Here is a 22,939-nt window from a genome sequence, read left to right as displayed (position 1 = left end):
GCATAGCGATGCGCAGAACGGCCATTTTCCTCCTCTTCGCGACGGCCCTTTCCGCCTCCCCGGCCATGGCCGGCAAGAAGCGCGACGCCGAACGGCAATTTTATGCCCCGACCGTGGTTGCCGCCCCGGCCGCTCCGCCCGCCAACGGCTCGATCTTCCAGGCGTCGATGGGCTATACCCCGCTCACCAGCGGGGCGCGGGCGACCAGCGTGGGCGACATCATCACCATCGTCCTGGTCGAAAAGACGCAGGCGACCAAGAGCAACAGCGCGGACACGAGCCGCGACGGCAGCATCGCGCTGACGCCGCCCAGCACCGGGCCGCTCTCCAAGATATTCTCCGCCAGCGATATCGGCTCCAGCGGCAGCAACAGCTTCACCGGCAAGGGCGCCGCGACCCAGTCCAACGCCCTGAATGGGGAGATCACCGTGACGATCGCGGCGACCTATCCCAACGGCACGATGCTGGTGAAGGGCGAAAAGGCGCTGACGCTCAATCGCGGGGACGAGTTCATCCAGATCAGCGGCCTCGTCCGCCAGGCCGACATCGGCCCCGACAACCGCATCGCCTCGACCCGCGTGGCCGACGCGAAGATCATCTACACCGGCAAGGGAGAAATCGCCCGCGCCAGCCGCCAGGGCTGGTTGCAGCGCTTCTTCTCCATGATCAGCCCCTTCTGATGGACATGCGCGCCATGACCCGCCTGCTGTTTCGCTTCCTGCTGCCCCTCATGGCCCTCTTCGCCGTTCCGGCCCATGCCGAGCGGATCAAGGATCTGGGCACCTTCCAGGGGGTGCGTCCCAACCAGCTCACCGGCTACGGCATCGTCGTCGGCCTTGCCGGCACGGGCGACGACAGCCTGGACTATGCGACACAGGGCATGAAGGGCGTGGTCTCGCGCTTCGGCCTCACCTTGCCGCAGGGGATCAACCCCGCACTCAAGAACGCGGCGGCCGTGCTGGTCACCGCCGACCTGCCCGCCTTCGCCAAGCCCGGCCAGCGGCTGGACGTCACCGTCTCCGCGCTGGGCAAGGCCAAGTCGCTGCGCGGCGGCACGCTGATCATGACGCCCCTGCGCGGCGCGGATAACGAGATTTACGGCATGGCGCAGGGCAACCTCGCCGTCGGCGGCCTGGGCGTTTCCGGCGCGGACGGCAGCCAGGTGTCGGTCAACATTCCTTCCGCCGGCCGCATTCCGGGCGGCGCGACGGTGGAACGCGCGGTCGCGACCGGCTTCGACACCGCCCCCACCCTCACCTTCAACCTGTCCGAAGCGGACCTCACCACCGCCCTTCGGGTCGCGGACGGCATCAACCGCACCTATGGCGACCATCGCGCCAGGGCCATGGACGCCGTGTCGGTCACGATCGACGCCGCGCCGGGCGCTTCAGACCGCATCATGATGATGGGCATGATCGAGAATATCGAGGTTTCGCCCGCCGACGCCCCGGCGAAGGTGATCGTCAACGCGCGCACCGGCACGGTCGTCATCAACGGCGCGGTGAAGATCCATCCCGCCGCGATCGCGCATGGCAAGATCACCGTCAGCGTCAACGAATCGCCCCGCGTTGTCCAGCCCGCACCCTTCTCGCAAGGGCAGACAGCGGTCGAGCAATCCAGTTCGATTTCGATCGATCAGGAAAAGAAACCGATGATCAATTTTAAAGGTGGAGCCTCTTTGGCCGATATAGTGAAAGCGGTGAACGCCATCGGCGCCTCCCCCGCGGACATGGTCGCGATCCTGGAAGCCTTGAAACAGGCCGGGGCGCTGAAGGCTGAACTGGTGGTGTTGTGATGCGGATAGACGGGACTTCGACGGCGACGGGCCAGCCAGGCGGAACGCAGAACAAGGCTGCGCTGGAAAAGGCGGCGCAGCAGTTCGAGGCGATCTTCCTGCGCCAGATGATGGGCGCGATGCGCTCGGCCAGCCTGGCCGAGGGCATCAGCGATTCCAGCGCCACCGACCAGTTCCGCGACATGGCCGACGCCCGCACCGCCGACAGCATGGCGAACCGGGGCACGCTGGGCATAGCGGAAATGCTGATGCGCCAGTTCGGCGCCAAGGTCGGCGCCCCTGCGCCCGCCGCCGCCAATATGGGCAAGGGCGAATGAGCGACCTCTTCATCATCGGCGCGTCGGGCACCAAGGCCTATCGCAGCGCCATGGCGGCGATTTCGGAAAACATCGCCAACGCCAGCACCGAAGGCTATTCCCGCCGATCGGTGACGACGATGGAATCCGGCTCCTCCACCGCGACCATGGCCGTCTACATCTCCCGCGCCAATTTCGGCGGTACAGAGGTCAAGAGCGTCAACCGCGCGACCGATCCTTATCTCGACGCGACCGTGCGCTACACCAACATGCAATTGGGCAGCGCGGTCGCGCGGATGCGCTGGCTGACCGATTCGGAAACGGCGCTCAACGACACGGAAACCGGCGTCGGCCAGCTCATGACCGGCATGTTCCAGAATATGGACAAGCTGGCCGCGAGCCCCAGCGACAATTCCCTGCGCGTGACGACGCTGGACAGCATCGGGCGCGTCGCCCAGGCCTTCAACCAGACTTCGGCCGACCTGGGCCAGGTGTCGAACGGCATCGCGACCGAGGCGCAGTCCTCGGTGACGACGGTCAACCAGGCGCTCTCCGCCCTCGCCGACATCAACAACAGCCTGCTGCGCGCGCAGCCGGGCACATCGGCCTATGCGCAGCTGCTCGACAGCCGCGACGCGGCATTGGGCACCCTGTCCACCAATCTCAATGTCGATATCAGCTTCGGCACGCATGACCAGGCGCAGGTGATGCTGAACGGACAGACGCTGGTGCAAGGCAGCAGCGCCACGCCGCTGGCCCTCACCGCCAATGCCAACGGCACGCTTTCGCTTGCCACCAGCGGCGGCACCGCTCTCGCCGCACCGACAAGCGGCACGCTGGGCGGGCTGTTCTCGGCCGCCGACACGGTCTCCCAACGCCGCACCAGTCTCGATACGCTGGCGCAGCAGTTCGTCACGAACATGAACAACTGGCATGCGCAGGGCCGCACCGATGCGGGAACCGCCGGCGGGCCGCTGCTGTCCGGAACGACGGCCGCGACCGTGACCGCCCTCATCAGCGATCCCGCGCAGCTTGCCACCAAGGCGACGGACGGCACCCCCAACGGCAATCTGCTGACCGTATCGACCGTGCTGCGCGGCAATGGCAGTGTCGAGCAAGGCTGGACCAACCTGATCGCGACGCACGCCAACCTCCTTTCCTCCACCAAGGCGGAACAGACCACGGCGCAAAACCGCAGCGACCAGGCCGTGGCCGCGCGCGAGGCGGTCAGCGGCGTCGATTTGGACATGGAGGCGGCCGAACTGCTGCGCATCCAGCAGGCCTATTCGGGCAGCGCCAAGATCCTTCAGGTTGCGAAGGAAACTGTCGACGCCATTCTGCAGATCATCTGAACGGGAGCAACGGGACCATGGTCGGCATCACCAACAAGATCCTTCTGGCCGAGATTCGCCGTCAGCAGAAATTGTCGCAGGACATCGTCGATGGCCAGACCGCGATCTCGACCGGCGTGACGCTGAACAAGCCGTCGGACAACGCGCTCGCCTGGGTGCAGGTGTCGGACATCGGCCGCGCGCAGGCGCAACAGGCCGCCTGGCAGTCCAACATCAGCACCGGCACGGCCCGCGCCAACACGGCCGAGGCCAATCTGGGCGAGATGAACTCCCTGCTGACGCGCGCGCAGGAACTGATGACCCGTGCCCGCAACGGATCGCTCAACGCCACCGACAAGACGGCCATCGTCCAGGAAATGACGACGATCCGCTCCACCATCGATTCGCTGCTCAACCAGAAGGATTACAGCGGTGTCCCCGCCTTCGACGACGGACAGAGCGTGCTGGTCCCGGTCAGCCGCGGCCTCAATCTCGCCGTGGTCGGCACCCGGCAGGACGTGTCGGAGGGGATCGATGTCAACGGCACGCCGATGACGCTCGACGCCATATTGGACCAGAGCATCACCGCCCTGCAAAGCGGCACCGACAGCGACGTCGCGGCCGGGCTCGACGCGATCAAGGCGGCCCAGAACCACATCGTCCTGGAACAGACCAAGCAGGGCGTGCGCAGCGACCGGCTGGACGTGATCGGAACGCGCCTCACCAATGTCGACCTCGACCTCAAGGAACGGCGTTCCGGGCTGGAATCGACCGATCTTCAGGATGTGATCTCCTCGGTCTCGGCCAAGCTGCTCCAGCTTGAGGCGGCCCAGTCCGCCTTTGCCCGGATCAACCAGCAGAACCTGTTCGACCTGCTCAAATAAGGTATCGTACCGAAAGGCGGGAACCGGTTTCCCGCCTGGAACGATGCAAAACCCGGAGCGCGCGTCCTGCGTCCGGTTTGACCCGGCGCTCTCCAGGCGCGCGGAGCAATCTCGCGGCCAAGCTCTTGAACGGGCGCCCCTTCTTCTTCGAAATCATCGTGATCGATTTTTCGACCGGCGCCCTAAATCACGGCATCGCCAAGCCGTATTAACCAATCGAGAGCGTCTTTCATGCGATGCTCGGTCAAGACGGTGCCTTCGGGCGGAATTCGGGGATAATCATGTTCGCAATCATCGGCCTGGTCGTGCTGCTCGCCATGGTATTTGGCGGCTTCATCTTTACAGGCGGCGACATCGGCCCGGTTCTGCACGCCTTGCCGCATGAAATGATCATCATCGGCGGCGCGGCCGTCGGCGCGCTCATCATCGGCAATTCGGGCAGCGACCTGAAGGCGCTGGGCGGCGGCCTGGGGAAGGTCTTCAAGGGCCCCAAATACAAGAAGCAGGATTTCCTGGACTGCATCTTCCTCGTCTCCAAGCTGATGAAGACGCTGCGCGTCGAAGGCCCGGTGGCGCTGGAACCGCATATCGAGGATCCGGCAAGCTCCACCATCTTCTCCGAATATCCGCGCCTGATGGGCGACAAGACGCTCATCCACCTGATCAGCGATACATTGCGGCTGGTGGTCGTCTCCTCCGGCACGCTCGATCCGCACGCGGTCGAGGAGGTCATGGACAATGCGCTCAAGACCCATCACCACGAAGCGCTGCGTCCCGCCGACAATCTTCAGGGACTGGCCGACGCGCTGCCTGCCCTCGGCATCGTCGCGGCGGTGCTGGGCGTGGTGAAGACCATGGGTTCCATCGACCAGCCCCCGGCGATCCTGGGCGGCATGATCGGTTCGGCGCTGGTCGGCACCTTCCTGGGCGTTCTGCTCGCCTATGGCATGGTCAACCCCTTCGCCAACCGCTGCCGCGCCGTGATCGAGGCGGACGGTTCCATGTACCATGTCGTCAAGCAGATCATCGTCGCCTCGCTGCACGGCCACCCGCAGCCGCTGGTGATCGAGGCCGCGCGTTCCAGCCTGACCCACGCGAACCAGCCGGCCTTTGCCGAGGTGTTCGACGGCATGCGGGGCAAATAAGCCATGGCCGAGAAGAAGCGCGGCGCGAACGAGCCCGAACCACGGCCGATCATCGTCAAGAAGATCATCGTCGACGGCCATGGCGGCCATCATGGCGGCGCGTGGAAGGTCGCCTATGCCGACTTCGTGACGGCGATGATGGCCTTCTTCCTGCTGATGTGGCTGCTGGGCGCGACCACGGAAAAGCAGCGCAAGGGCCTGGCCGACTATTTCACCCCGACCCTGGTGCAGCTCAAGGAGAACTCCGCGGGTTCGAACGGCATGTTCGGCGGCGACAGCATGATGGGCAAGGAAAATTATCCGACCACCGGCGGCCAGGGCAATATGGCCATCACCATGCCGCGCGACGCGTCGGGCACCAAGGACCAGGGCGGCAAGGCCACCAAGGCCGCCGACCGGGCCCGGTTCGAATCGATCAAGAAGGAACTGGAGGCGCGCATGGCCCGCCGCCAGGCCATCCGGAAACTGCTGAAGAACATCCGCTTCACCGAAACGCGGGAAGGACTGCGCATCGACCTGATCGACGAGGCGGACTTCGCGATGTTCGCCATGGGCACGGACCGTCTGCTGCCGCAGGCGCGCGAACTGGTGAACGAGGTCGCGGCGACCATCAGGACCATGCCCAATCCGCTGATCGTGCGCGGGCATACCGACGGCCTGCCCTACAGCGCCGGCCAGACGATGAACAACTGGATGCTGTCATCCGCCCGCGCCGAAGCAACGCGCAAGGCGCTGGCGGCAAGCGGCATCGGCAATGACCGCTTCGCCCGGATAGAGGGCGTCGCCGACCGCGAACCCTTCGCCAAGGGCGATGTCTACGACCCGCGCAACCGCCGCATGTCGATCATCCTGGGTTGGAGCCCCGGCGCGAACGACGGCGATGCGGACTCGCAGCTCGACGCAGAGACGAAGGCAGCCATCAAGGAGCGCGACAACCCGAAGACCGTGGCCCGGGCCGAAGCGCAAAAGCTCGACATGGGCGGCACCAGCCTGCCCGCAGGGGCGCAGTTGATCAACCCGACCGCGCCGGGGACATCGAACAAGCCCGGCAAGCATTGAGCCGAACTGTCCGGCTCAATGCTTGCCGGGTGCCAGGGCAGGCTTGGACGCGATGACACCCACGACCTTCATATCGAAGGCATCATTGCCGCATCCGCAGGGTCAGGCCGATCGTGCGCGGGTCGCTTGGCGTTCCGACGATCAGCCCTGAATTGCCCGCCTGGATGGTCAGGTTCTGCATATAGTCCTTGTCGAACAGGTTGCGCGCGAACAACGCGATTTCAAATCCGTTCCCTGCGCGCAGACCGACACTACCATTCACCACCGTATATCCCTTGATGACGGTGTAGGCCGACGCCGTGGGATCGCCGAAGACGCGGGTTCGTGAACTGGAATCCGCATGAAGGAAGAACGCGCCCTTCCTGCCGAACAGATCCACCGACCGGCTATAATCAGCCCCCAATGTCACGGACCATTTGGGCAGGCCCGACAGGCCCCTGCCGCTCAGGTCGCAGGCGGACGTTCCGGTTCCGATCGCCTCGATCGGACAGGGGCCGCTCGGATAGGAAATATATTTTCCGTCCGCATAGGCCGCCGATGCGCGCAATTGCAGATCCTTCGTGACGAGCGCGATCATATCCGCTTCGACGCCCTTCACCCTGACCTTGGGAATATTGGCGAGATAGGTGCGCAAGGCCGCAGCCGCGCCGGTATCCGTGACGTTCGTCTGGAAATCCCGCACGCTCATATAATAGGCGTCGATATTGGCGATCAGCCGTCGGCTGAACAGGCTCGTCTTGAGGCCAATCTCATAAGCGCTGTTCTTCTCCGGCTTGATGACGGCGGTGTTCAGCGCGGGCTGGTTGTTGTTGTTCAGCGGCAGGCCCGACATGTTGATCCCGCCCGATTTCCCGCCCCGCGCATAGCTGGCATAGCCAAGCACATCCTCGCTCAACTGATAGGCGATGTTGGCGCGGCCCGTGACATCGCCGTCCTTGTCGCTGGCGGCATAGCTCTGCCCGCGCAATATGGACAATTGGCTCGCGCGCTGGGCCGCCGTCACATTGGCGGGGCCGCCGAAGGTGAAGCTGTCATAGGCGCCCTCCTTCTCCTCATAGGTATAGCGAAGCCCGCCCGTCAGCGTCAGGCGATCCGTCGGCCGCCAGTTCACCTCGCCAAAGGCGGCATAGCTGTCGGAGCGGAAATCGGTGCGTCCGTCGGTGCCATAGCCGTCAAGCAGGTTCGAATCCGCGAACAGCAACCAATAGGCCGCGCGCGGACCATAGATGGAAATGGGACGGCCCGTGATCTTCTGGCGGAAGAAATAGAGGCCAGCGACATAGCTGAACGGCCCCTCCCCATTGGAGGCCAGCCGCAACTCCTGACTATATTGGTCCTGGCGGGAGGGGATGTGCTGGACGAGCTGGATCGGGATGCCGGTATAGTCGCGGTCGTTCGCCGCGTCCCAGTTCCAGAACCGCCATGCACTGACCGATGTCAGCGTGCCCAGCCCCAGCTTCCAGTCCAGGATGGCCGAAACGCCGCCCTCATTCGTCTTGACGCCCAGGGCGGCATCAATGTCGGTCAGCCGGTCATAAGGGTTGAGGCTGGGCGGCGCATAGGGTCCGCCCGGCACATTGGCCGCCAGCGCGGCATATCGGCGGGCCGCCGCCTTCAGCGTCGGCGCAACCCGGACATAGACCTGCGTGCAGCATGCGCTTTCGAAATTGGTGAAATCGGCAATCAGGCGCAGTTGGAAATCTTCGGAAGGCTTGTAGAGAAGCTGGCCGCGAACGGCCTGGTTGCCCATGCTGTTCTGGTCGCGCCCGGTCACGACATTGTGGATGACGCCATCGCGGCGGGTCGACTGGCCCGACAGGCGGAAGGCGAGGCTATCGGTGATCGGCCCCGACGCCGATGCCTTGGCCTGCAGGAAATCATTGCTGCCATAGGATAATTCCTCCTGCGCTTCGGGCGTGAAGGTCGGCAGTTTGGTCGTGATGCTGATCGCTCCTGCCGTGCTGTTCTTGCCGAACAGCGTGCCCTGCGGGCCGCGAAGCACCTCGATCCGGTCGATGTCGGTGAAGTCGAAAGCGGCAGTGGCGGGCCGTGCGTGATAGACCTGATCGACGTAAAAGCCGACGCCGGGCTCCAGCCCGTCATTCGCCTGGCTGACCGCCACGACGCTGCTGCCGAGCCCCCGGATCGTGAAGGCGGTGTTGCGCGGGTTTGCCGAACTGTAATTGAGCGACGGGACAAGCAGGCTCAGTTGCCCGGTGTTCACCGTATAGGATTGATCGAGCAGCTTGCCGTCAACGACGGAAATCGCCGCAGGCACGGACTGGCTGTCTTCCACGCGCCGCCGGGCAGTGACCATGATCTGCGGCAGGCCACCCGATTCTGCGCTTTCGGCCCCTGCATCCGGCGTTGCATCCGGCGCTCCGGGAACCTCGGCCCAGGCCGGTGCGACGATAGTCAGAACGCCCAGGCCGAACGCCAGCGCACGCACGGATAAATGCATGAATGCCCCTTTTTTTTGGAAATGCCACCCGAATCTCTATATTCCACCGTATACAGTGATGGATTGGCACTGCAAGTCGCGACAATGGGGGATCGCGATGATCAGGGGCTGGTCAGTCGGGGGAGCCTTCGGCCTCGCCGTTGCGCGGCGCTGCCAGCAACAATTTCGTCAGTTCGGAATAGGCAGGGCTTCGGGTTATCGCAGAGGCTTCCTCGACCAGGGCGCGATAGGCGGCAAGCACGGCCAGACCATGTTCCGTGACGCGTGCGCCGCGTTCGCGTCCACCGCCCGACAAGGTTTCGACCAGCTTTTCCGCAAAACAGCGGTTCATCTCGTCCACCAGCAACCATGTACGCCGGTAGCTCATGCCAAGCGCCCGGCCGGCTCCGGAAATCGAGCCCTCCCGTTTGATCGCCTCGAGCAGGGCCGCCTTGCCCGGCCCCATCGCAAAGCTGCTCCCGCAATGAAGCTGCAACTTGATCTTCAGCCGGCCGGTGTCCACCTCAACAATCCCTCTTGTCGAGAGCGCTGCTCTTTCTGCGGAAGCCCTGTTTCATTTTCATCCTGATCTGGTGATCGGCCCGCTATTGGCCCGGGGACTTTCGATATCATTGCCCAATAGCGAAATCGACAGGCACGTGCCGGATCCCGATCCACCTGCCACCGCCGCTCCCGGCCAAGGACACTCGCCAAAGCCTGTGTGACCCAGGGGCAACAGGAGCCCAACAAAAGATCCTATTCCTCCGAACATGCCAGTTCTGCCTGTCCTATTGCACGCTGGCGGGCCTATCGCCCACCCCTCTTTGAAACGTTCATATCCCGCCCACCACGCCTATGCGCGCGCAGGCACGCGCGCGCATACACTGTGAACTTCGGCGGAAAACAGCCATTTTCAGGCCGGCAGGACCAGGCTTGCCTCCAACCCGCCCTGCGCGCGGTTGGCCAGTTTCAGCGCGCCGCCATGTTCGATCATGATCGCCCGCACCAGCGCCAGCCCCAGGCCCGCCCCGCCCGTTTCCCGGTTGCGCGAGCCCTCCAGCCGGGTGAAGGGCTCCATCATTTCCGCCATCCGTTCCTCGGCTATGCCTGGCCCGTCATCCGCCACGATCAACCGGACCGCGCCGTCCGCCCGTTCGACCGAAACATGCGCCCGCTCGCCATAGACGATGGCATTTTCGATCAGGTTGCGCAGGGCGCGGCGAATCTGCTGGGGACGGACATTGGCCACCGCGCGCGCACTGTCGGCCAGGTCGACCGGGGAACCAAGCTCCAGAAAATCCTCGACCACGGCATCGGCCAGCGCCGACAGGTCCACCTTCTGCCGGGCTTCGCTGCTGCGCCCGGCGCGGGCGAGGGAGAGGATATCCTCCAGCATCCGGTTCATCTCCTCGATCGTCTCGGACATGCGGGCGCGCTCGCCCTCGTCCTCCACCGATTCGGTGCGCACGCGCAGCGAGGCCAGCGGCGTGCGCAGGTCATGGCCGATCGCGCCCAGCATCCGGTCTTTCTCGTTCAGCATCGCGAAGATGCGGCTGCGCATCGCATTGAAGGCCATGGTGAGCTGCCGCACGTCGCCGGGGCCGCGCTCCTCCACTGCATCGGCCGATCCGGTAAGGGCGAATTGTTCCGCCGAGGCGGTCAACTGCTTCAATGGCCGCGCCAGCCTGCGACCAACCCACAGCAGAGGCAGCAGCACGATCGCGTAGAGGATCAGCGTCTGCCCCACCAGCCAGCCGCCAAAGCGTGGCGGCCGGTCGCCGATGCGCGTCTGCGTCAGCGCCCATTTTCCCGGCTGATATTCGACGGCCATGGCCAGGCGGGTCACATGCACATGACCATGCCTGTCTCCGCCCGCGCGCATGCGGAAATTGTCCCAGCGCCGCAGGGGCAGCAACTGCGGCTGTTCGGCCGCATGGATGGAGCGGACCGAAAGCCCGACATCGTCGAACATCGCCCTGGCGCGACGCTCCACGTCCGGTCGGGACTGGCCCTGCAACGGCGGGGCAGCGTCCAGGAAGCGCACCCGTCCCCGCCGGTCCGCCTCATCCCCGGCGCGCTGGTCCGGCCGGCTGTCGAGGGCGTCGACGATGCGAAAGACGCCGGGAGCCGTCTGCGCGGTAAGCTCGATCCGTTGACGTTCGCGCAGCAACAGGGTGAAATTGATCGCCTGCGCCACGAACAGCGCCAGCGCGACAAGGATGATGATCTGGCCGACGACGCCCTGCGGCCACAGGCGCAGCCGCCTCACAGCTTGCGCACGTCCGCGGACAGGGTGTAACCGCCGCCCCACACCGTCTTGATGAGGGTCGGGTTCCTGGGATCAGGCTCTATCTTCTTGCGCAGGCGGCTGATCTGGTTGTCGATCGCCCGGTCGAAGGCATTGGCCTCCCGCCCCTGGGTGATGTCCAGCAACTGGTCGCGGCTCAGCACCTGATTGGGCCGGGTGGCGAAGGCCAGCATCAGATTATATTCCGCCGTGGACAGCGGCAGCGCCACACCCTCGCCATCGACCAGCGTGCGCTCCTGCGTCTTGAGCAACCAGTTGGCGAAAGCATAGGTGGCGCCATCAGTCGCGGTGACGCGCTGCCCACCGGTCGCCACGCGGCGAAAGATCACCTTGATGCGGGCAACCAGCTCGCGCGGGGAAAAGGGCTTCAGCACATAATCGTCGGCCCCCATTTCCAGCCCGACGATGCGGTCCGTCTCTTCCGATTTCGCCGTGAGAAGGATGACCGGAATCTCGCTCGTTTCCCGGATATGGCGACAGAGCGACAACCCGTCCTCACCCGGCATCATGATGTCCAGAATGACCAGGTCGATGGCATTGGCTTTAAGACGCATCCGCGCTTCCGCCGCGTTTTCGACGGCCGTCACGCGAAAGCCGTTGCGGACAAGATATTGCGCCAGCGGCTCGCGGATCGAGCGCTCGTCGTCGACGAGCAGCAAATGGGGTCGTTCGCTCATGGTCCGGTTCTTGTCATGGCTGGAAGCAGGTGGGAAGGCCGAAGGCGCCATCGACGCCTTCGGCCCAGCCCTTAATCGGCGGGCGGCGGGGGCGGCCCCTTGCGGTCTTTCCAACCATCGCGGAACGTCTGCCGCGCAGCCTTCATCTCTTCTGCGGTCACCTTGCCGTCATGGTTGGTGTCGGCCTTGTCGAACATGGCGAGGGGGCGCGCCATGAAATCCGCCCTGGTGATCACGCCGTCTTTCGCCATTCCACCGTCCGGGCCGCCGCGCATGCCGGGGCCGCGATGACCCCAGCCGCCACGATCCGGGCCGCCATGGCCGCCGATACGGTCCTCCCGGCCTTCATGCCCGGAGACGAATTCCGCCTTGCTGATCTGACCGTTCCTGTCGGTATCCAGAGCCGCAAAGCGCGCATCGAGCCGCTGCTGGCGCAGGATATCGCGATCCGCCTGATCAATCTTGCCGTCCTTGTTGACGTCCAGCCTGGCGAAGCGGGCGTCCAGCGCGGCCGTCAGTTCCGCCTTGGTGACAGTGCCGTCCTTGTCGGCATCGGCCATCATCAGCATGCCACCGCCGCGAGGGCCGCCGGCGCGGGGCGGTCCTTCCTGCGCGAAGGCGAGATGGCTGGCCGCCAGCCCGCCAACGAACAGCGAACCCAGCGCCACCGTAGTCATGAATTTGCGGATCATTCGAGTCTTCCTTCAAAGCATCTGTCACGAACGGCGCTCCGCCGTCCTTGAAAACGCTTATCGGGGAGTTTTGTCCCGCAACTTTGTCATCAGGCCCGATAAATGTCGCAATTTGTATCGCGAACCATGCCTGTCTTCCTTTCCCCGGCGCACCAACAATAGCGACGCCGGGGACGGAAGGCGGTCAGCGGTCGCGACGGCCCAACAGGCGCAGGCGAAGCGCGTTCAGCTTGATGAAACCCGCCGCGTCGCGCTGGTCATAGGCGCCCGCATCATCCTCGAAGGTCACGACCTTCTCGCTGTACAGCGAATAAGGCGACTTGCGGCCAACGACATAAACCCCACCCTTGTAGAGCTTCAGGCGAACCGTGCCGGTCACCTTCTCCTGGCTGTGGTCGATCGCCGCCTGCAGCATTTCGCGCTCCGGCGAGAACCAGAAGCCGTTATAGATGAGCTCGGCGTAGCGCGGCGCCAGTTCATCCTTCAGATGCGCCGCGCCGCGATCGAGCGTCAGCTGCTCGATGCCCCGGTGCGCCAGATGATAGATGGTGCCGCCCGGCGTTTCATACATGCCGCGCGACTTCATGCCGACGAAGCGGTTCTCAACCAAATCGAGCCGGCCGATGCCATGCTTGCGGCCATATTCGTTGAGTGTTTCCAGCAGCGTCGCCGGGCTCATGCCCACGCCGTTGATCGCCACGCCGTCGCCACGCTCGAAATCGATGGTGATATATTCCGGCGCGTCAGGCGCATCCTCCGGATTGACGGTGCGCGAATAGACATAGTCCGGGGTTTCCTCCCACGGATCTTCCAGCACCTTCCCCTCCGAAGAGGTGTGCAGCATGTTCGCATCCGTCGAAAAGGGGCTTTCGCCGCGCTTGTCGCGCGGGATCGGGATCTGGTGCTTTTCGGCGAATTCGATCAGCCTGGTGCGGCTGGTCAAATCCCATTCCCGCCAGGGGGCGATCACCTTGATGTCGGGGGCAAGGCCGTAATAGCCAAGCTCGAAGCGCACCTGATCATTGCCCTTGCCCGTCGCACCGTGCGACACCGCATCCGCGCCAATCAGCTTCGCGATCTCGATCTGGCGCTTGGCGATCAGCGGGCGGGCGATGGATGTGCCGAGCAGATAGAGCCCTTCATAGAGCGCGTTGGAGCGCATCATCGGGAACACATAATCCTTCACGAATTCTTCGCGCAGGTCGTCGATGAAGATGTGCTCTTCCTTGACACCCATCAGCCGTGCCTTCGCACGTGCCGGTTCCAGTTCCTCGCCCTGCCCCAGATCGGCAGTGAAGGTCACGACCTCGCACTGGTAGGTCTGTTGCAGCCATTTCAGGATCACGCTGGTATCCAGCCCACCTGAGAAGGCAAGAACGATGCGGTTGATCTTGTCGGACATGGGCAACTTTCCTTGAGGCGGGCCTGGGCGGCCATGCAACTACCGGCGGGCCGGTATCAGGCCGAACGATCCAGCGCAACCGGATCGGCGGAACTATTGCATGACAAAGGGGATACCGATCGGGACCGGCATCCCCTTTCCTCAAGGAATCCAATCGGACTCAGCTTGTCCGCGGCTTGAAGACACCCTCGCGTCGACGGTCGGAACCAAAGCGATACACCGTCTGCGTGGCCGCCCTCGCGGGCCGGGGCGATTCGGTCGGAGCCACGCTTTCCGCGACTATCGGCGTTTGAACCTGCTTCTGCCGCTGCGCCAGCAGGAATTTTGCTCTGGTCCTGCGCTTGGCATGGGTGCGGAACGGGTTTTCCGGGCTGGGCGGCGCAGCCACCATCGCGTCCAGCGTACTTTCCTCCTCGCTCAGCACCGGTGCGACCGTAGGAGACGGCGTCATCAAGGGCATCGCCGGAGCCGGTTGCCGCACAGGCTGCACAGGTTCGGGCTGGATAATCTCACCCTCCCAATGCTCCACTTCCTGGCGACGCGCGCGTCTGCGCATCAGGGCAGCACCGGCAAGGCCGATCATCAGCAAGGAGCCGCCGCCCAACGCCCAAAGCAATGCGGGATCGGTCCGGGCCTCCGAGGATGCGGGCGGTGCCTGCCTTTCCGGCGCAGCGGGTGCAGCCGGCGCCACCGCCTCAGCTAATGGCGCAGATGACGCAGGGGCAGATGGTGCAGGAGACGGCGCTTCACGCTGTGTCAGGGGCTCGGAGCGTTGTGGGGCCGCAACGGGCTCGGCGCGGGCTATCGTGCGGGCAGCGGGCCTGGGCGCGTTGCGCTTCACCGGGGCTGCGGCAGGAACGGCCTGCGCCTCCTCCGCTTGCGAGGCTGTAATAGCCGCGTCCAACCGCTGCTCGACCGAAGGCGTCGATTGGACCACCGGTTGGGAAGGCGCGAAAACCGGAGCAGGCGAAGCTGCCGGCGGCGTCTGTGCGACCGGAGGATCGACGATCACCGGTTGCGCAGGCGGAATGACCGTCTGCGCGAACAGCGTAGGCGAACTGATAGCCAGAACAGCGGCAATCGCGGCCCTGGCGGGGCGAAGTGAGCGAATATGTCCAGTCATAGCGAATGTTAAACCCGTGAGCTGCGGGTTTAAACGCAACGGCTGCAGCCTATTCCGGATCAGTCGAGCCAAATCACGGACAGAATGATCGATCGAGCAGAAAAATTAACAGCTGTTCATCTTCTTGCCGAAGATTTTGCATTCCATCTTCGTGCCAATCACTCAGGAATAGTGAAGCTTTATTTGGCATCATCATCCCTGCCATCGCGGCGCGCGCCATCGATCAAGCGCTTCTTGCGTTCTTCTTCCGCTGCCTCAATCTGGCGTTCCGCCTTCGTGCGGCCGAACTTCACGCGATTGCCATGCGCCTGCCGTTCCCGATCCGCCCGAGCCTTCGCCTTGCGCGCCTGTCGAAGATTGACGATGTCGCCCATGCCGTGGACGGAGCCTCTATGACGGGAATGGAGCGGGTAGCGGGGATCGAACCCGCATCACAAGCTTGGAAGGCTAGTGCTCTACCATTGAGCTATACCCGCCCGTCAGGCTGAGCGCCCTGCCATCTTTGGGCGGCCCTCGTCAATATGGCAAAGAGATATTCACCCAATATCCGCCTTAACCCCGCACGATATTTGCACTATCAGGGGCTCATGGCCACGCCTTCCCTGCGCCAGTTGGATATATTCGCGCAGATGGTGGCATCGGGCAGCCTCTTGCGCTGCGCCCGTGATCTTGGCGTTTCGGCCGACGATGTCGCCCGCGATCTGGCCTCGCTGGAACTGCGCCTCGGCTATCGCCTGTTCGACGATCTTGCCGGCAATCCCCACCTGACGCCGGCCGGCCGAAAAACAGCGGAAGCCATGACGCTGCTGTCGCAGGACCAGCCGGAAAACTGGCAGGTCGACCAGGCCGACGACATGACATCGCCGTCGCCTGCCGCGCCGCTGGCCGAATCCCCTCCTTCAAGGCAAAACATCGTCCTGGCGGCCCCAGCGCCGGTTTTCGGCCATTTCCAGGATGCGCTTGCCGCTTTCGAGGCGGCGAATGACGACATAGCGATCACGCTCGACCTGACGATCCACCTGGCGGACGAAGCCGCCTGGTCGCTGCGGCGGGGCAAGGCCGACATTGCCTATTTCTATGCCCTGGGCGAAACGGACGAGCCCCCCTCCCGCTATGGCTGGTCGGAACAGATCAACCTTTACGCGGGCGTCGATCACCCCCTCGCCCACCGCGACAGTGTGGCCACGACTGAGCTTGCCGCGATCCCGACGCTCGCCATGGAACCGCGCAACAGCCTGCGGCGGATCATCGACGAGGCGCTGCTGCGCAGTGGCATAAGGTTGGGGGATCCGGTGCTGGAGACCGACAATCTGTTCGACATCATGACCATATTGCGCGAAGGCGCCGGCTGCTTTGCCGCCTTCGGCCCGCTCGCCCGTGATCTTGGACGAATGACCGGCATCAGGCGGATTGCACTCGAACAGCCGTTGCCAGCCATCGAAGTGCGACAGGCTGTCGGCAGCGAAAGCCCCGCCGCCGCCGCCGCGCTGGCGGAATTTCTCTTTCTCTGATTGCTTCTCGCGGTGCACTCAAACCGTTTCGGGCGCGATGGATCAAATCCGGCTCGTGCGATGTTGATATGCTATATCATTTCAGATAGGAGGACACCATCTTCTTCCCAATCATGAAGGATGACGAACCGAATGTATCGTTCCGCACTGTTGCGTGCCGGTTGCGCCCTCTCCGCATTGTCTGCCAGTTTGCCCGCCATGGCCCAGGCTCCGGCATCGGACTCCTCTCCCCAGGGTTATCATGATCAGCGGGCCGACATCGTCGTCACCGCCATCATTCCCCGCCGGCAAGGCGATATTCTTTCAGGTACGTCGGTCGTGTCCGGCGAAGAGCTGACCAGGTCGCTGCGTCCGACGATCGGCGACACGCTCGCCCGCCAGCCTGGCGTATCCGCGACCTCCTTCGGCCCCAATGCATCGCGCCCCGTGCTGCGCGGCTTCCAGGGCGAACGCGTGCGCATCCTCACCGACGGCATAGGCAGCTTCGACGTCTCGAACACCTCTGTCGATCACGCCGTGGCGATCAACCCCCTCACCGCCGATCGCATAGAGGTGCTGCGCGGACCCGCCGCCCTGCTCTACGGCTCCTCGGCCATTGGCGGCGTAGTCAATGTGATCGACAGCCGCATTCCCCGCCGCGTGCCGGACGAACCGATCCACATCGACGGCATCGCCACCTATGGCAGCGCCGCCCATGAACGCACCGGATCGGGCGAGATCGAAGCGCCCATTAGCGACAAGTTCGTTGTCCATTTCGATGGCAGCTATTCCAGAAGCGGCGACCTGGACACCGGCAACTATATCCTGACCCCCGCTCTGCGGGCACAGGCGGCCGCCAGCAGCGATCCGGAAATCCGCGACCTCGCCAGCCTGAGAGGCAAGCTGCCCAACAGCGGAGCGCGAACCTGGGAAGTGGCGGGCGGCGCGGCGCTCATCACCGATGGCGGCAATCTGGGCTTTTCGGTGGCGCATACCGACAATTTCTACGGCGTGCCGGTCCGCTATTCGCTCGATGCCAATGGCGAAGCGGAAAAGGTGCGGTTGCACATGAAGCAGGATCGTGCCGATCTGCGCGCCGAATTGCCGGTCAATGGCGGCTTCCTGGAATCCATCCGCCTCCGCGCCGGCTTCGCCGACTATCAGCATCAGGAGATCGAGGAGACGGGCGAGGTCGGCACGACATTCTACAACCAGTCGATCGAATCGCGGCTCGAACTAGTGCAGGCGAAGCGCGGCGGATGGGACGGCGCGATCGGCGCGCAGTTCTTCGCGCGCAACTTCCATGTCGAGGGGGAGGAAAAGTTCCTGCCGCGCAACGAAACGGAGCAACTGGGCTTCTTCACGCTGCAGTCCTTCGACCTGGGCACCACGCGGATCGAACTGGGCGGCCGTTATGAACATACGCGCGTCGCAGCGGATGCGGACGAGACCTTGTTCAACCCCGCCTATCATCGCAGCTTCAATGCGCTGTCCGGCTCACTGGGTGTCAGTCAGGAACTCGTGCCCGGCTGGCGCGTCGGACTGAACCTGTCCCGTACGGAGCGGGCTCCTTCGGCCGAAGAGCTGTTTGCCCGCGGCAATCACGCCGGAACGCAAGCCTTTGAACTCGGCAATCCTGATTTCGGACTGGAAAAGAGCTGGGGCATCGAAGGCACGCTGCGCGGCCAGGGCGATGGCTACACGCTCTCGCTCTCGGCCTATCATAACTGGTTCGACGGCTATATCTACGATGTGCGGGTCGATGACGGCGTCTGCATGGCCGCCAATGGGGGCGAACCGCTATCCTTCCCCTGCTACCAGAATCTGCAGGCGAATGCCCGCTATCTCGGCTTTGAAGCGGAAGGCACGGTGAAGTTGGGGCAGATCGGCAGCTATGCCCTCAACCTGGACGGCGTGGCAGATTATGTGCGCGCCACCATCGTCGGATCCGGCCCGGCGCCGCGCATACCTCCGCTGCGTCTGCTGGGCGGCCTGGAACTGCAGGGCGATCGGCTGAGCGTTCGCGGCGAAGTCGAACGCAGCTTCGCCCAGAACCGCATCACCGACACCGAAACGCCGACCGACGGCTTCACACTGGTCAACGCATCGTTGTCCTTCAAGCCGATAAAGGGCAACGGCCGGACGACCATCACCCTTTCCGCCAACAATATCTTCGATGTGGAGGCGCGGCGGGCGGCCAGTTTTCTGAAGGACTACGCCCCCCTGGCGGGACGGGATATCCGGCTGACGGCGCGGCTTTCGATCTGATAACCTGCTTGATTGCGCAATGTGACGATTTCGTTACAAGGCGCGGATGGACCAGGGGTGGGCAAAACTCGATCGGATGCGCCAGCGGGCGTATAAGGGCGGCTGAATGCGTCAGATCGCCGCCCTTCCCTATTCGACCGGCCCTGACGGGTCGATGCGGATCCTGTTGATCACCTCGCGCGATACCCGCCGCTGGGTGATCCCCAAGGGCAATCGCATCAAGGGCATGGCCGGCCATCGCGCCGCCGAGCTGGAGGCCTATGAAGAGGCGGGCATTCACGGCATTGCCTGCCCTGCGCCGCTCGGCCGCTATCGCTATGACAAGAAGCGGCGGCGGGGCGACACGAAAGAGGCGACTGTCGAGGTTTTCCCGCTTGCGGTGACGGGCCAGTTGTCGCAATGGCCCGAACAAGGGCAGCGGGAACTGCGATGGTTCCCGGTTGCCGAAGCTGCAAAGGCTGTCGACGAACCCGATCTGCAATCCATCATCGCCGCTTTCCGCGAACCACCCCGTGATCCGGGCCTGTTCGTGCGGACGTTGCTGCGGGTCAAGGAATGGCAAAGCGAAAGGACTGGAATGCTGCGCTGGTTTCACGCGCTGATGCCCAAGCAAGGGCGCTTTTTCGAGCAGTTCGAGGATCATGCTGCGACCCTGGTCGCCGGTGCTGATGCGCTCGCCAAGCTGCTGAAGGGCGGGCCGGACATCGATGCCCATATCAAGGAGATTTCGGACCGGGAGCATGAGGCGGACGACATCATCCGCGAAGTGCTGCAGGATGTGCGCCGCATCTTCGTGACGCCGTTCGATCGCAGCGCCATCACCGGACTGATCGGGGTGATGGACGACGCCATCGACCAGATGAACCAGACGGCCAAGGCTATCGCGCTGTTCGAGGTGAAGGAATTTCCGTCCCAGATGCAGGACATGAGCGCGCTGATCGTCGAATGCGCGCGGATCACGGCGGAGACGATGCCGCTGCTGCGTTCGCTGAACCTCAATTCGGCGCGGCTGCATGACCTGACCGAACGGCTGGTGAAGCTGGAGGGGCATGCCGACATCCTGCATGAGGCGGGACTGAAAGCGCTCTACAATCAGGCGCGGCAGGGCAATCCGATGGATTTCGTCGTCGGAAACGAAATCTACAGCCATCTGGAGAAGGTGACGGATCGGTTCGAGGACGTCGCCAACGAGATTTCCGGCCTGGTCATCGACCACGCCTGATCCGGCCAGAGAAGACAAGAGCCGCAGACATATGGAAGCCCAACTCGCCTTTCCGCTGCTGGTCGCGCTGATCGGCATCGCGCTGCTGTTCGATTTCCTGAACGGGCTGCACGACGCCGCCAACTCGATCGCGACCATCGTATCGACGCGGGTCCTGAAACCGCAATATGCGGTCGCGTGGGCGGCGTTCTTCAATTTCATCGCCTTCCTCTTCTTCGGGCTGCATGTGGCGGAGACGGTGGGCAAGGGCATTGTCGATGCCAGCATCATCGATCCGGCCGTGATTTTCGGCGCGCTGATGGGGGCGATCGCCTGGAACCTCATCACCTGGGGGTTGGGCATCCCTTCCTCCAGCAGTCATGCGCTGATCGGCGGATTGCTGGGCGCGGGGACCGCCAAGGCCGGGGCTTCGGCAGTGGTATGGAGCGGGGTGTTCAAGACCAGCGCCGCCATCGTGCTGTCGCCTGCGATCGGGCTGATCCTGGCATTGCTGCTGGTGCTGATCGTGAGCTGGATCTTCCGGCGCTTCACGCCGCAGGGGGCGGACCGGGTGTTCCGCAAGATGCAGCTTGTGTCGGCGTCACTCTATTCGCTGGGGCATGGCGGCAATGACGCGCAGAAGACGATGGGGATCATCGCGGTGCTGCTCTATTCGCAGGGGATGCTGACGGGCGGATTCCATGTGCCCTTCTGGGTGGTGTTGAGCTGTCAGGCGGCGATGGGCATGGGGACGTTGCTGGGCGGGTGGAAGATCGTCCACACCATGGGATCGAAGATCACGCGATTGACGCCGGGGCAGGGGTTTTGCGCGGAGACGGGCGGGGCGTTGACGCTGTTCCTGGCGACGCATCTGGGCGTGCCGGTATCGACGACCCATACCATCACCGGCGCGATCGTGGGCGTGGGGGCTTCGCGGCGGTTGTCGGCGGTCCGGTGGAACGTGGCGTCGAGCATCATCGTCGCCTGGGTGGTGACGTTGCCGGCGGCGGCGGCGATCGGCGCGGCCTTTTACGGGCTGACGCGGCTTTTCTGACGGGAAAAGGGCGCGGTCGGGTTTTCCGCCGCGCCCTTCCCTCTCCTGAACCTTGAAATGATCAGCCCACCCGGCCGAGGCGGTGGTAGAGATTGGCGTATTTGACCGATTCCGGCTGGTCCTGAACCTCGCGCAGATAATGGGCGATGGCGGTGCGGATCAGGCCGAAATCCTCCGGCGAGAAAACCGCGCGGGAGCGGGCGGGCTGTGGTGCTTGGGTCGTTTCCATGGGGCTTCCTTTCCGTTGGGATGACGCATCAAACCATGAACCTGTCGGTCAATGAAGGGCGATTAGTGAGGCGGTGTCATGCGGTGACTTGTTCATATTGTCATTTTTTGACATAGTGACAGTATGGCGGATGATCGGAAACTCTATCTGGGGCCGAAGCTGCGGGTTTTGCGGCGGGAATTGGGGCTCAATCAGACGCGGATGGCGGAGGAGCTGGGGGTATCGCCCAGTTACCTGAACCATCTGGAGCGCAACCAGCGGCCGTTGACGGCGCAGATGCTGCTGCGGCTGGCCAATGTCTATGACATCGACATTCGCGATTTCGTCGCCAGCACGCAGGAAGGGGCCGCGAGCGCGCTGGGGGAGATTTTATCCGATGCGCTGGTGCGCGACATCGGCGTCGCCAAGGACGAAGTGCTGGAGGTCGCGGAGAATTATCCGGGGGTGAGCGAGGCGATCGGGCGCTTTTACCGGGCGCTCAGCGATTTGCGGCGGTTGCCGGAGCAGGTGGCGGCGGGATCGGCCGGGGCGCCGGGGAGCGTGGCGCCGCTGCATGCGCCGATCGACTGGCTGCGCGAGACGATAGCGCGGGCGGGCAATCATTTCGCGGAACTGGACGCGGCGGCGGAGTCGCTGGCGGGGGAGCTGGGCGACGATCCCTCTGCCGTGCAGGCGGGGATCCGGGCGCGGCTGAAGGAGCGGCACGGCATGGCCGTGCAGATCGTGCGGGAGGATGTGCTGGCGGGGACGCTGCGCCATTATGACATGCACCGGCGGCGGCTGTTGCTGAGCGAGCGGCTGGCCTCTTCGGGGCGGCTGTTCGCGGTCGCCTACCAGTTTTGCGCGCAGGAACTGGCGGACGGGATCGCCGCGCAGGTGGCGCGGGCGGGGCCGCCGGACGAGGACAGCCGCCGGCTCGCGGGGATCGCGCTCACCAACTATGCGGCGGCGGCGCTGATCATGCCCTATGACCGTTTCGCCAAGGCGGCGGAGCAGAGCCGACACGACCTGCCGCTGCTGCGGGCGCGCTTTGGCGTGTCGATGGAGCAGCTTGCCCATCGGCTGACCAGCCTGGGGCGGACGGGGGCGCGGGGCGTGCCCTTCTTCATGGCGAAGGTGGACCGGGCGGGCATCATGTCCAAGCGCTTCGACGGGGAGGCGTGGCCCTTTGCGCGGCTGGGGGGCAGTTGCCCGCGCTGGGACGCGCATGAGGCGCAGGCGCCGGATGCGGTGCTCCCCCAACTGATCGAGACGATGGACGGGCGGCGCTTCATCAGCCTGACCGTGGGGCTGCCCAGGGAGGGCGGTGCGCGGGGGCGGTCCGTGATCGCGCTTGGCTGCGAGGCGAAGCATGGGGCGCGGATCGTGCATGCCGACGGGATCGACCTGGAGAAGGGCGCAGCGACGCAGGTGGGGCCGACCTGCCATTTGTGCGAGCGGCGGGGGTGTCCGGATCGCGCCCTGCCCCCGGTGACGCGGGCGCTGGATTTGCATGGCTATGAGCGGACGGTGGCGCCGTTTCCGTTTCGGCGGGTTTGAGGGGGG

At 64.3% G+C, this 22,939-nt stretch carries 21 protein-coding genes and 1 tRNA gene; 12 read left to right on the top strand and 10 right to left on the bottom strand.

Going from position 1 to position 22,939, the window contains the following annotated elements:
* Window positions 1–8 precede the first annotated feature (8 nt).
* The 7 genes from MRBLMC3_RS19560 to MRBLMC3_RS19530 all read left to right on the top strand — a co-directional run bounded on the left by MRBLMC3_RS19560 (window position 9) and on the right by MRBLMC3_RS19530 (window position 6,510).
* Window positions 9–680, top strand: a complete 672-nt coding sequence (locus tag MRBLMC3_RS19560) for a flagellar basal body L-ring protein FlgH (protein ID WP_363831540.1) — start codon at window positions 9–11, stop codon at window positions 678–680.
* Between the two features lie 14 nt (window positions 681–694).
* Window positions 695–1,795, top strand: coding sequence for a flagellar basal body P-ring protein FlgI (locus tag MRBLMC3_RS19555; RefSeq protein ID WP_414714670.1), 1,101 nt, complete (start codon window positions 695–697; stop codon window positions 1,793–1,795).
* Complete coding sequence (locus MRBLMC3_RS19550; RefSeq protein ID WP_363831535.1) at window positions 1,795–2,112, top strand: rod-binding protein; 318 nt, start codon at window positions 1,795–1,797, stop codon at window positions 2,110–2,112. The genes MRBLMC3_RS19555 and MRBLMC3_RS19550 overlap by 1 nt, the downstream gene beginning before the upstream one ends.
* Window positions 2,109–3,443, top strand: a complete 1,335-nt coding sequence (flgK, locus tag MRBLMC3_RS19545; protein ID WP_133653844.1) for a flagellar hook-associated protein FlgK — start codon at window positions 2,109–2,111, stop codon at window positions 3,441–3,443. Before MRBLMC3_RS19550 ends, flgK begins: the two co-directional genes overlap by 4 nt.
* 17 nt (window positions 3,444–3,460) lie before the next feature.
* Window positions 3,461–4,306 (top strand): flagellin, encoded by an 846-nt coding sequence (locus tag MRBLMC3_RS19540; protein WP_133653845.1) that lies wholly within the window; start codon window positions 3,461–3,463, stop codon window positions 4,304–4,306.
* 281 nt (window positions 4,307–4,587) lie between these two features.
* Window positions 4,588–5,451, top strand: a complete 864-nt coding sequence (motA, locus tag MRBLMC3_RS19535) for a flagellar motor stator protein MotA (protein ID WP_007682571.1) — start codon at window positions 4,588–4,590, stop codon at window positions 5,449–5,451.
* A gap of 3 nt (window positions 5,452–5,454) precedes the next feature.
* Window positions 5,455–6,510: a flagellar motor protein MotB gene (locus MRBLMC3_RS19530; RefSeq protein WP_363831532.1), complete on the top strand. Its 1,056-nt coding sequence runs from the start codon at window positions 5,455–5,457 to the stop codon at window positions 6,508–6,510.
* An 82-nt stretch (window positions 6,511–6,592) separates the two neighbouring features.
* Here MRBLMC3_RS19530 and MRBLMC3_RS19525 read toward each other — a convergent pair whose 3' ends face one another.
* The 9 genes from MRBLMC3_RS19525 to MRBLMC3_RS19485 form a co-directional block, all read right to left on the bottom strand.
* Window positions 6,593–8,971, bottom strand: coding sequence for a TonB-dependent receptor (locus MRBLMC3_RS19525; RefSeq protein WP_363831529.1), 2,379 nt, complete (start codon window positions 8,969–8,971; stop codon window positions 6,593–6,595).
* Window positions 8,972–9,083: 112 nt separating this feature from the next.
* Window positions 9,084–9,473: a winged helix-turn-helix domain-containing protein gene (locus tag MRBLMC3_RS19520; RefSeq protein WP_363739970.1), complete on the bottom strand. Its 390-nt coding sequence runs from the start codon at window positions 9,471–9,473 to the stop codon at window positions 9,084–9,086.
* Between the two features lie 390 nt (window positions 9,474–9,863).
* A complete protein-coding gene (locus tag MRBLMC3_RS19515; protein ID WP_363752964.1) occupies window positions 9,864–11,219 on the bottom strand; it encodes an ATP-binding protein in 1,356 nt (451 codons plus the stop codon).
* Complete coding sequence (locus tag MRBLMC3_RS19510; RefSeq protein ID WP_133653850.1) at window positions 11,216–11,935, bottom strand: response regulator; 720 nt, start codon at window positions 11,933–11,935, stop codon at window positions 11,216–11,218. Before MRBLMC3_RS19510 ends, MRBLMC3_RS19515 begins: the two co-directional genes overlap by 4 nt.
* A gap of 71 nt (window positions 11,936–12,006) precedes the next feature.
* Window positions 12,007–12,627 (bottom strand): EF-hand domain-containing protein, encoded by a 621-nt coding sequence (locus MRBLMC3_RS19505; RefSeq protein ID WP_363831526.1) that lies wholly within the window; start codon window positions 12,625–12,627, stop codon window positions 12,007–12,009.
* A 184-nt stretch (window positions 12,628–12,811) separates the two neighbouring features.
* Complete coding sequence (locus tag MRBLMC3_RS19500; RefSeq protein WP_363739976.1) at window positions 12,812–14,029, bottom strand: argininosuccinate synthase; 1,218 nt, start codon at window positions 14,027–14,029, stop codon at window positions 12,812–12,814.
* Window positions 14,030–14,189: 160 nt separating this feature from the next.
* Entirely contained in the window at window positions 14,190–15,152 is a 963-nt protein-coding gene (locus tag MRBLMC3_RS19495) for a hypothetical protein (protein ID WP_363831524.1), read from the bottom strand.
* Between the two features lie 179 nt (window positions 15,153–15,331).
* A complete protein-coding gene (locus tag MRBLMC3_RS19490) occupies window positions 15,332–15,526 on the bottom strand; it encodes a DUF4169 family protein (RefSeq protein WP_363831521.1) in 195 nt (64 codons plus the stop codon).
* A 28-nt stretch (window positions 15,527–15,554) separates the two neighbouring features.
* A tRNA-Gly gene (locus MRBLMC3_RS19485) sits at window positions 15,555–15,628 on the bottom strand.
* A gap of 111 nt (window positions 15,629–15,739) precedes the next feature.
* On the opposite strand from MRBLMC3_RS19485, the gene MRBLMC3_RS19480 reads away from it, so the two are divergent.
* The 4 genes from MRBLMC3_RS19480 to MRBLMC3_RS19465 all read left to right on the top strand — a co-directional run bounded on the left by MRBLMC3_RS19480 (window position 15,740) and on the right by MRBLMC3_RS19465 (window position 21,165).
* The gene (locus MRBLMC3_RS19480) at window positions 15,740–16,663 is read left to right on the top strand and encodes a LysR family transcriptional regulator (RefSeq protein ID WP_363831518.1); all 924 of its coding nucleotides are present in this window, start codon (window positions 15,740–15,742) and stop codon (window positions 16,661–16,663) included.
* A gap of 132 nt (window positions 16,664–16,795) precedes the next feature.
* Window positions 16,796–18,910, top strand: coding sequence for a TonB-dependent receptor domain-containing protein (locus tag MRBLMC3_RS19475; protein ID WP_363831515.1), 2,115 nt, complete (start codon window positions 16,796–16,798; stop codon window positions 18,908–18,910).
* 106 nt (window positions 18,911–19,016) lie between these two features.
* Complete coding sequence (locus MRBLMC3_RS19470; RefSeq protein ID WP_133653856.1) at window positions 19,017–20,132, top strand: DUF47 family protein; 1,116 nt, start codon at window positions 19,017–19,019, stop codon at window positions 20,130–20,132.
* Window positions 20,133–20,163: 31 nt separating this feature from the next.
* Entirely contained in the window at window positions 20,164–21,165 is a 1,002-nt protein-coding gene (locus MRBLMC3_RS19465) for an inorganic phosphate transporter (RefSeq protein ID WP_363831512.1), read from the top strand.
* Window positions 21,166–21,226: 61 nt separating this feature from the next.
* Here the strand turns inward: MRBLMC3_RS19465 and MRBLMC3_RS19460 are convergent, their stop codons facing one another.
* Entirely contained in the window at window positions 21,227–21,394 is a 168-nt protein-coding gene (locus MRBLMC3_RS19460; RefSeq protein ID WP_166666390.1) for a hypothetical protein, read from the bottom strand.
* A 123-nt stretch (window positions 21,395–21,517) separates the two neighbouring features.
* On the opposite strand from MRBLMC3_RS19460, the gene MRBLMC3_RS19455 reads away from it, so the two are divergent.
* On the top strand, window positions 21,518–22,933 hold the full coding sequence (locus MRBLMC3_RS19455) for a helix-turn-helix domain-containing protein (RefSeq protein ID WP_363831509.1): 1,416 nt from the start codon (window positions 21,518–21,520) through the stop codon (window positions 22,931–22,933).
* Window positions 22,934–22,939: the final 6 nt, after the last annotated feature.

Source organism: Sphingobium sp. LMC3-1-1.1, from assembly GCF_040676285.1.
In the GTDB taxonomy this organism is placed as follows: domain Bacteria; phylum Pseudomonadota; class Alphaproteobacteria; order Sphingomonadales; family Sphingomonadaceae; genus Sphingobium.
Note: the sequence above shows the minus strand (reverse complement) of the source record. Positions and strands in the feature narration are given on the sequence as shown.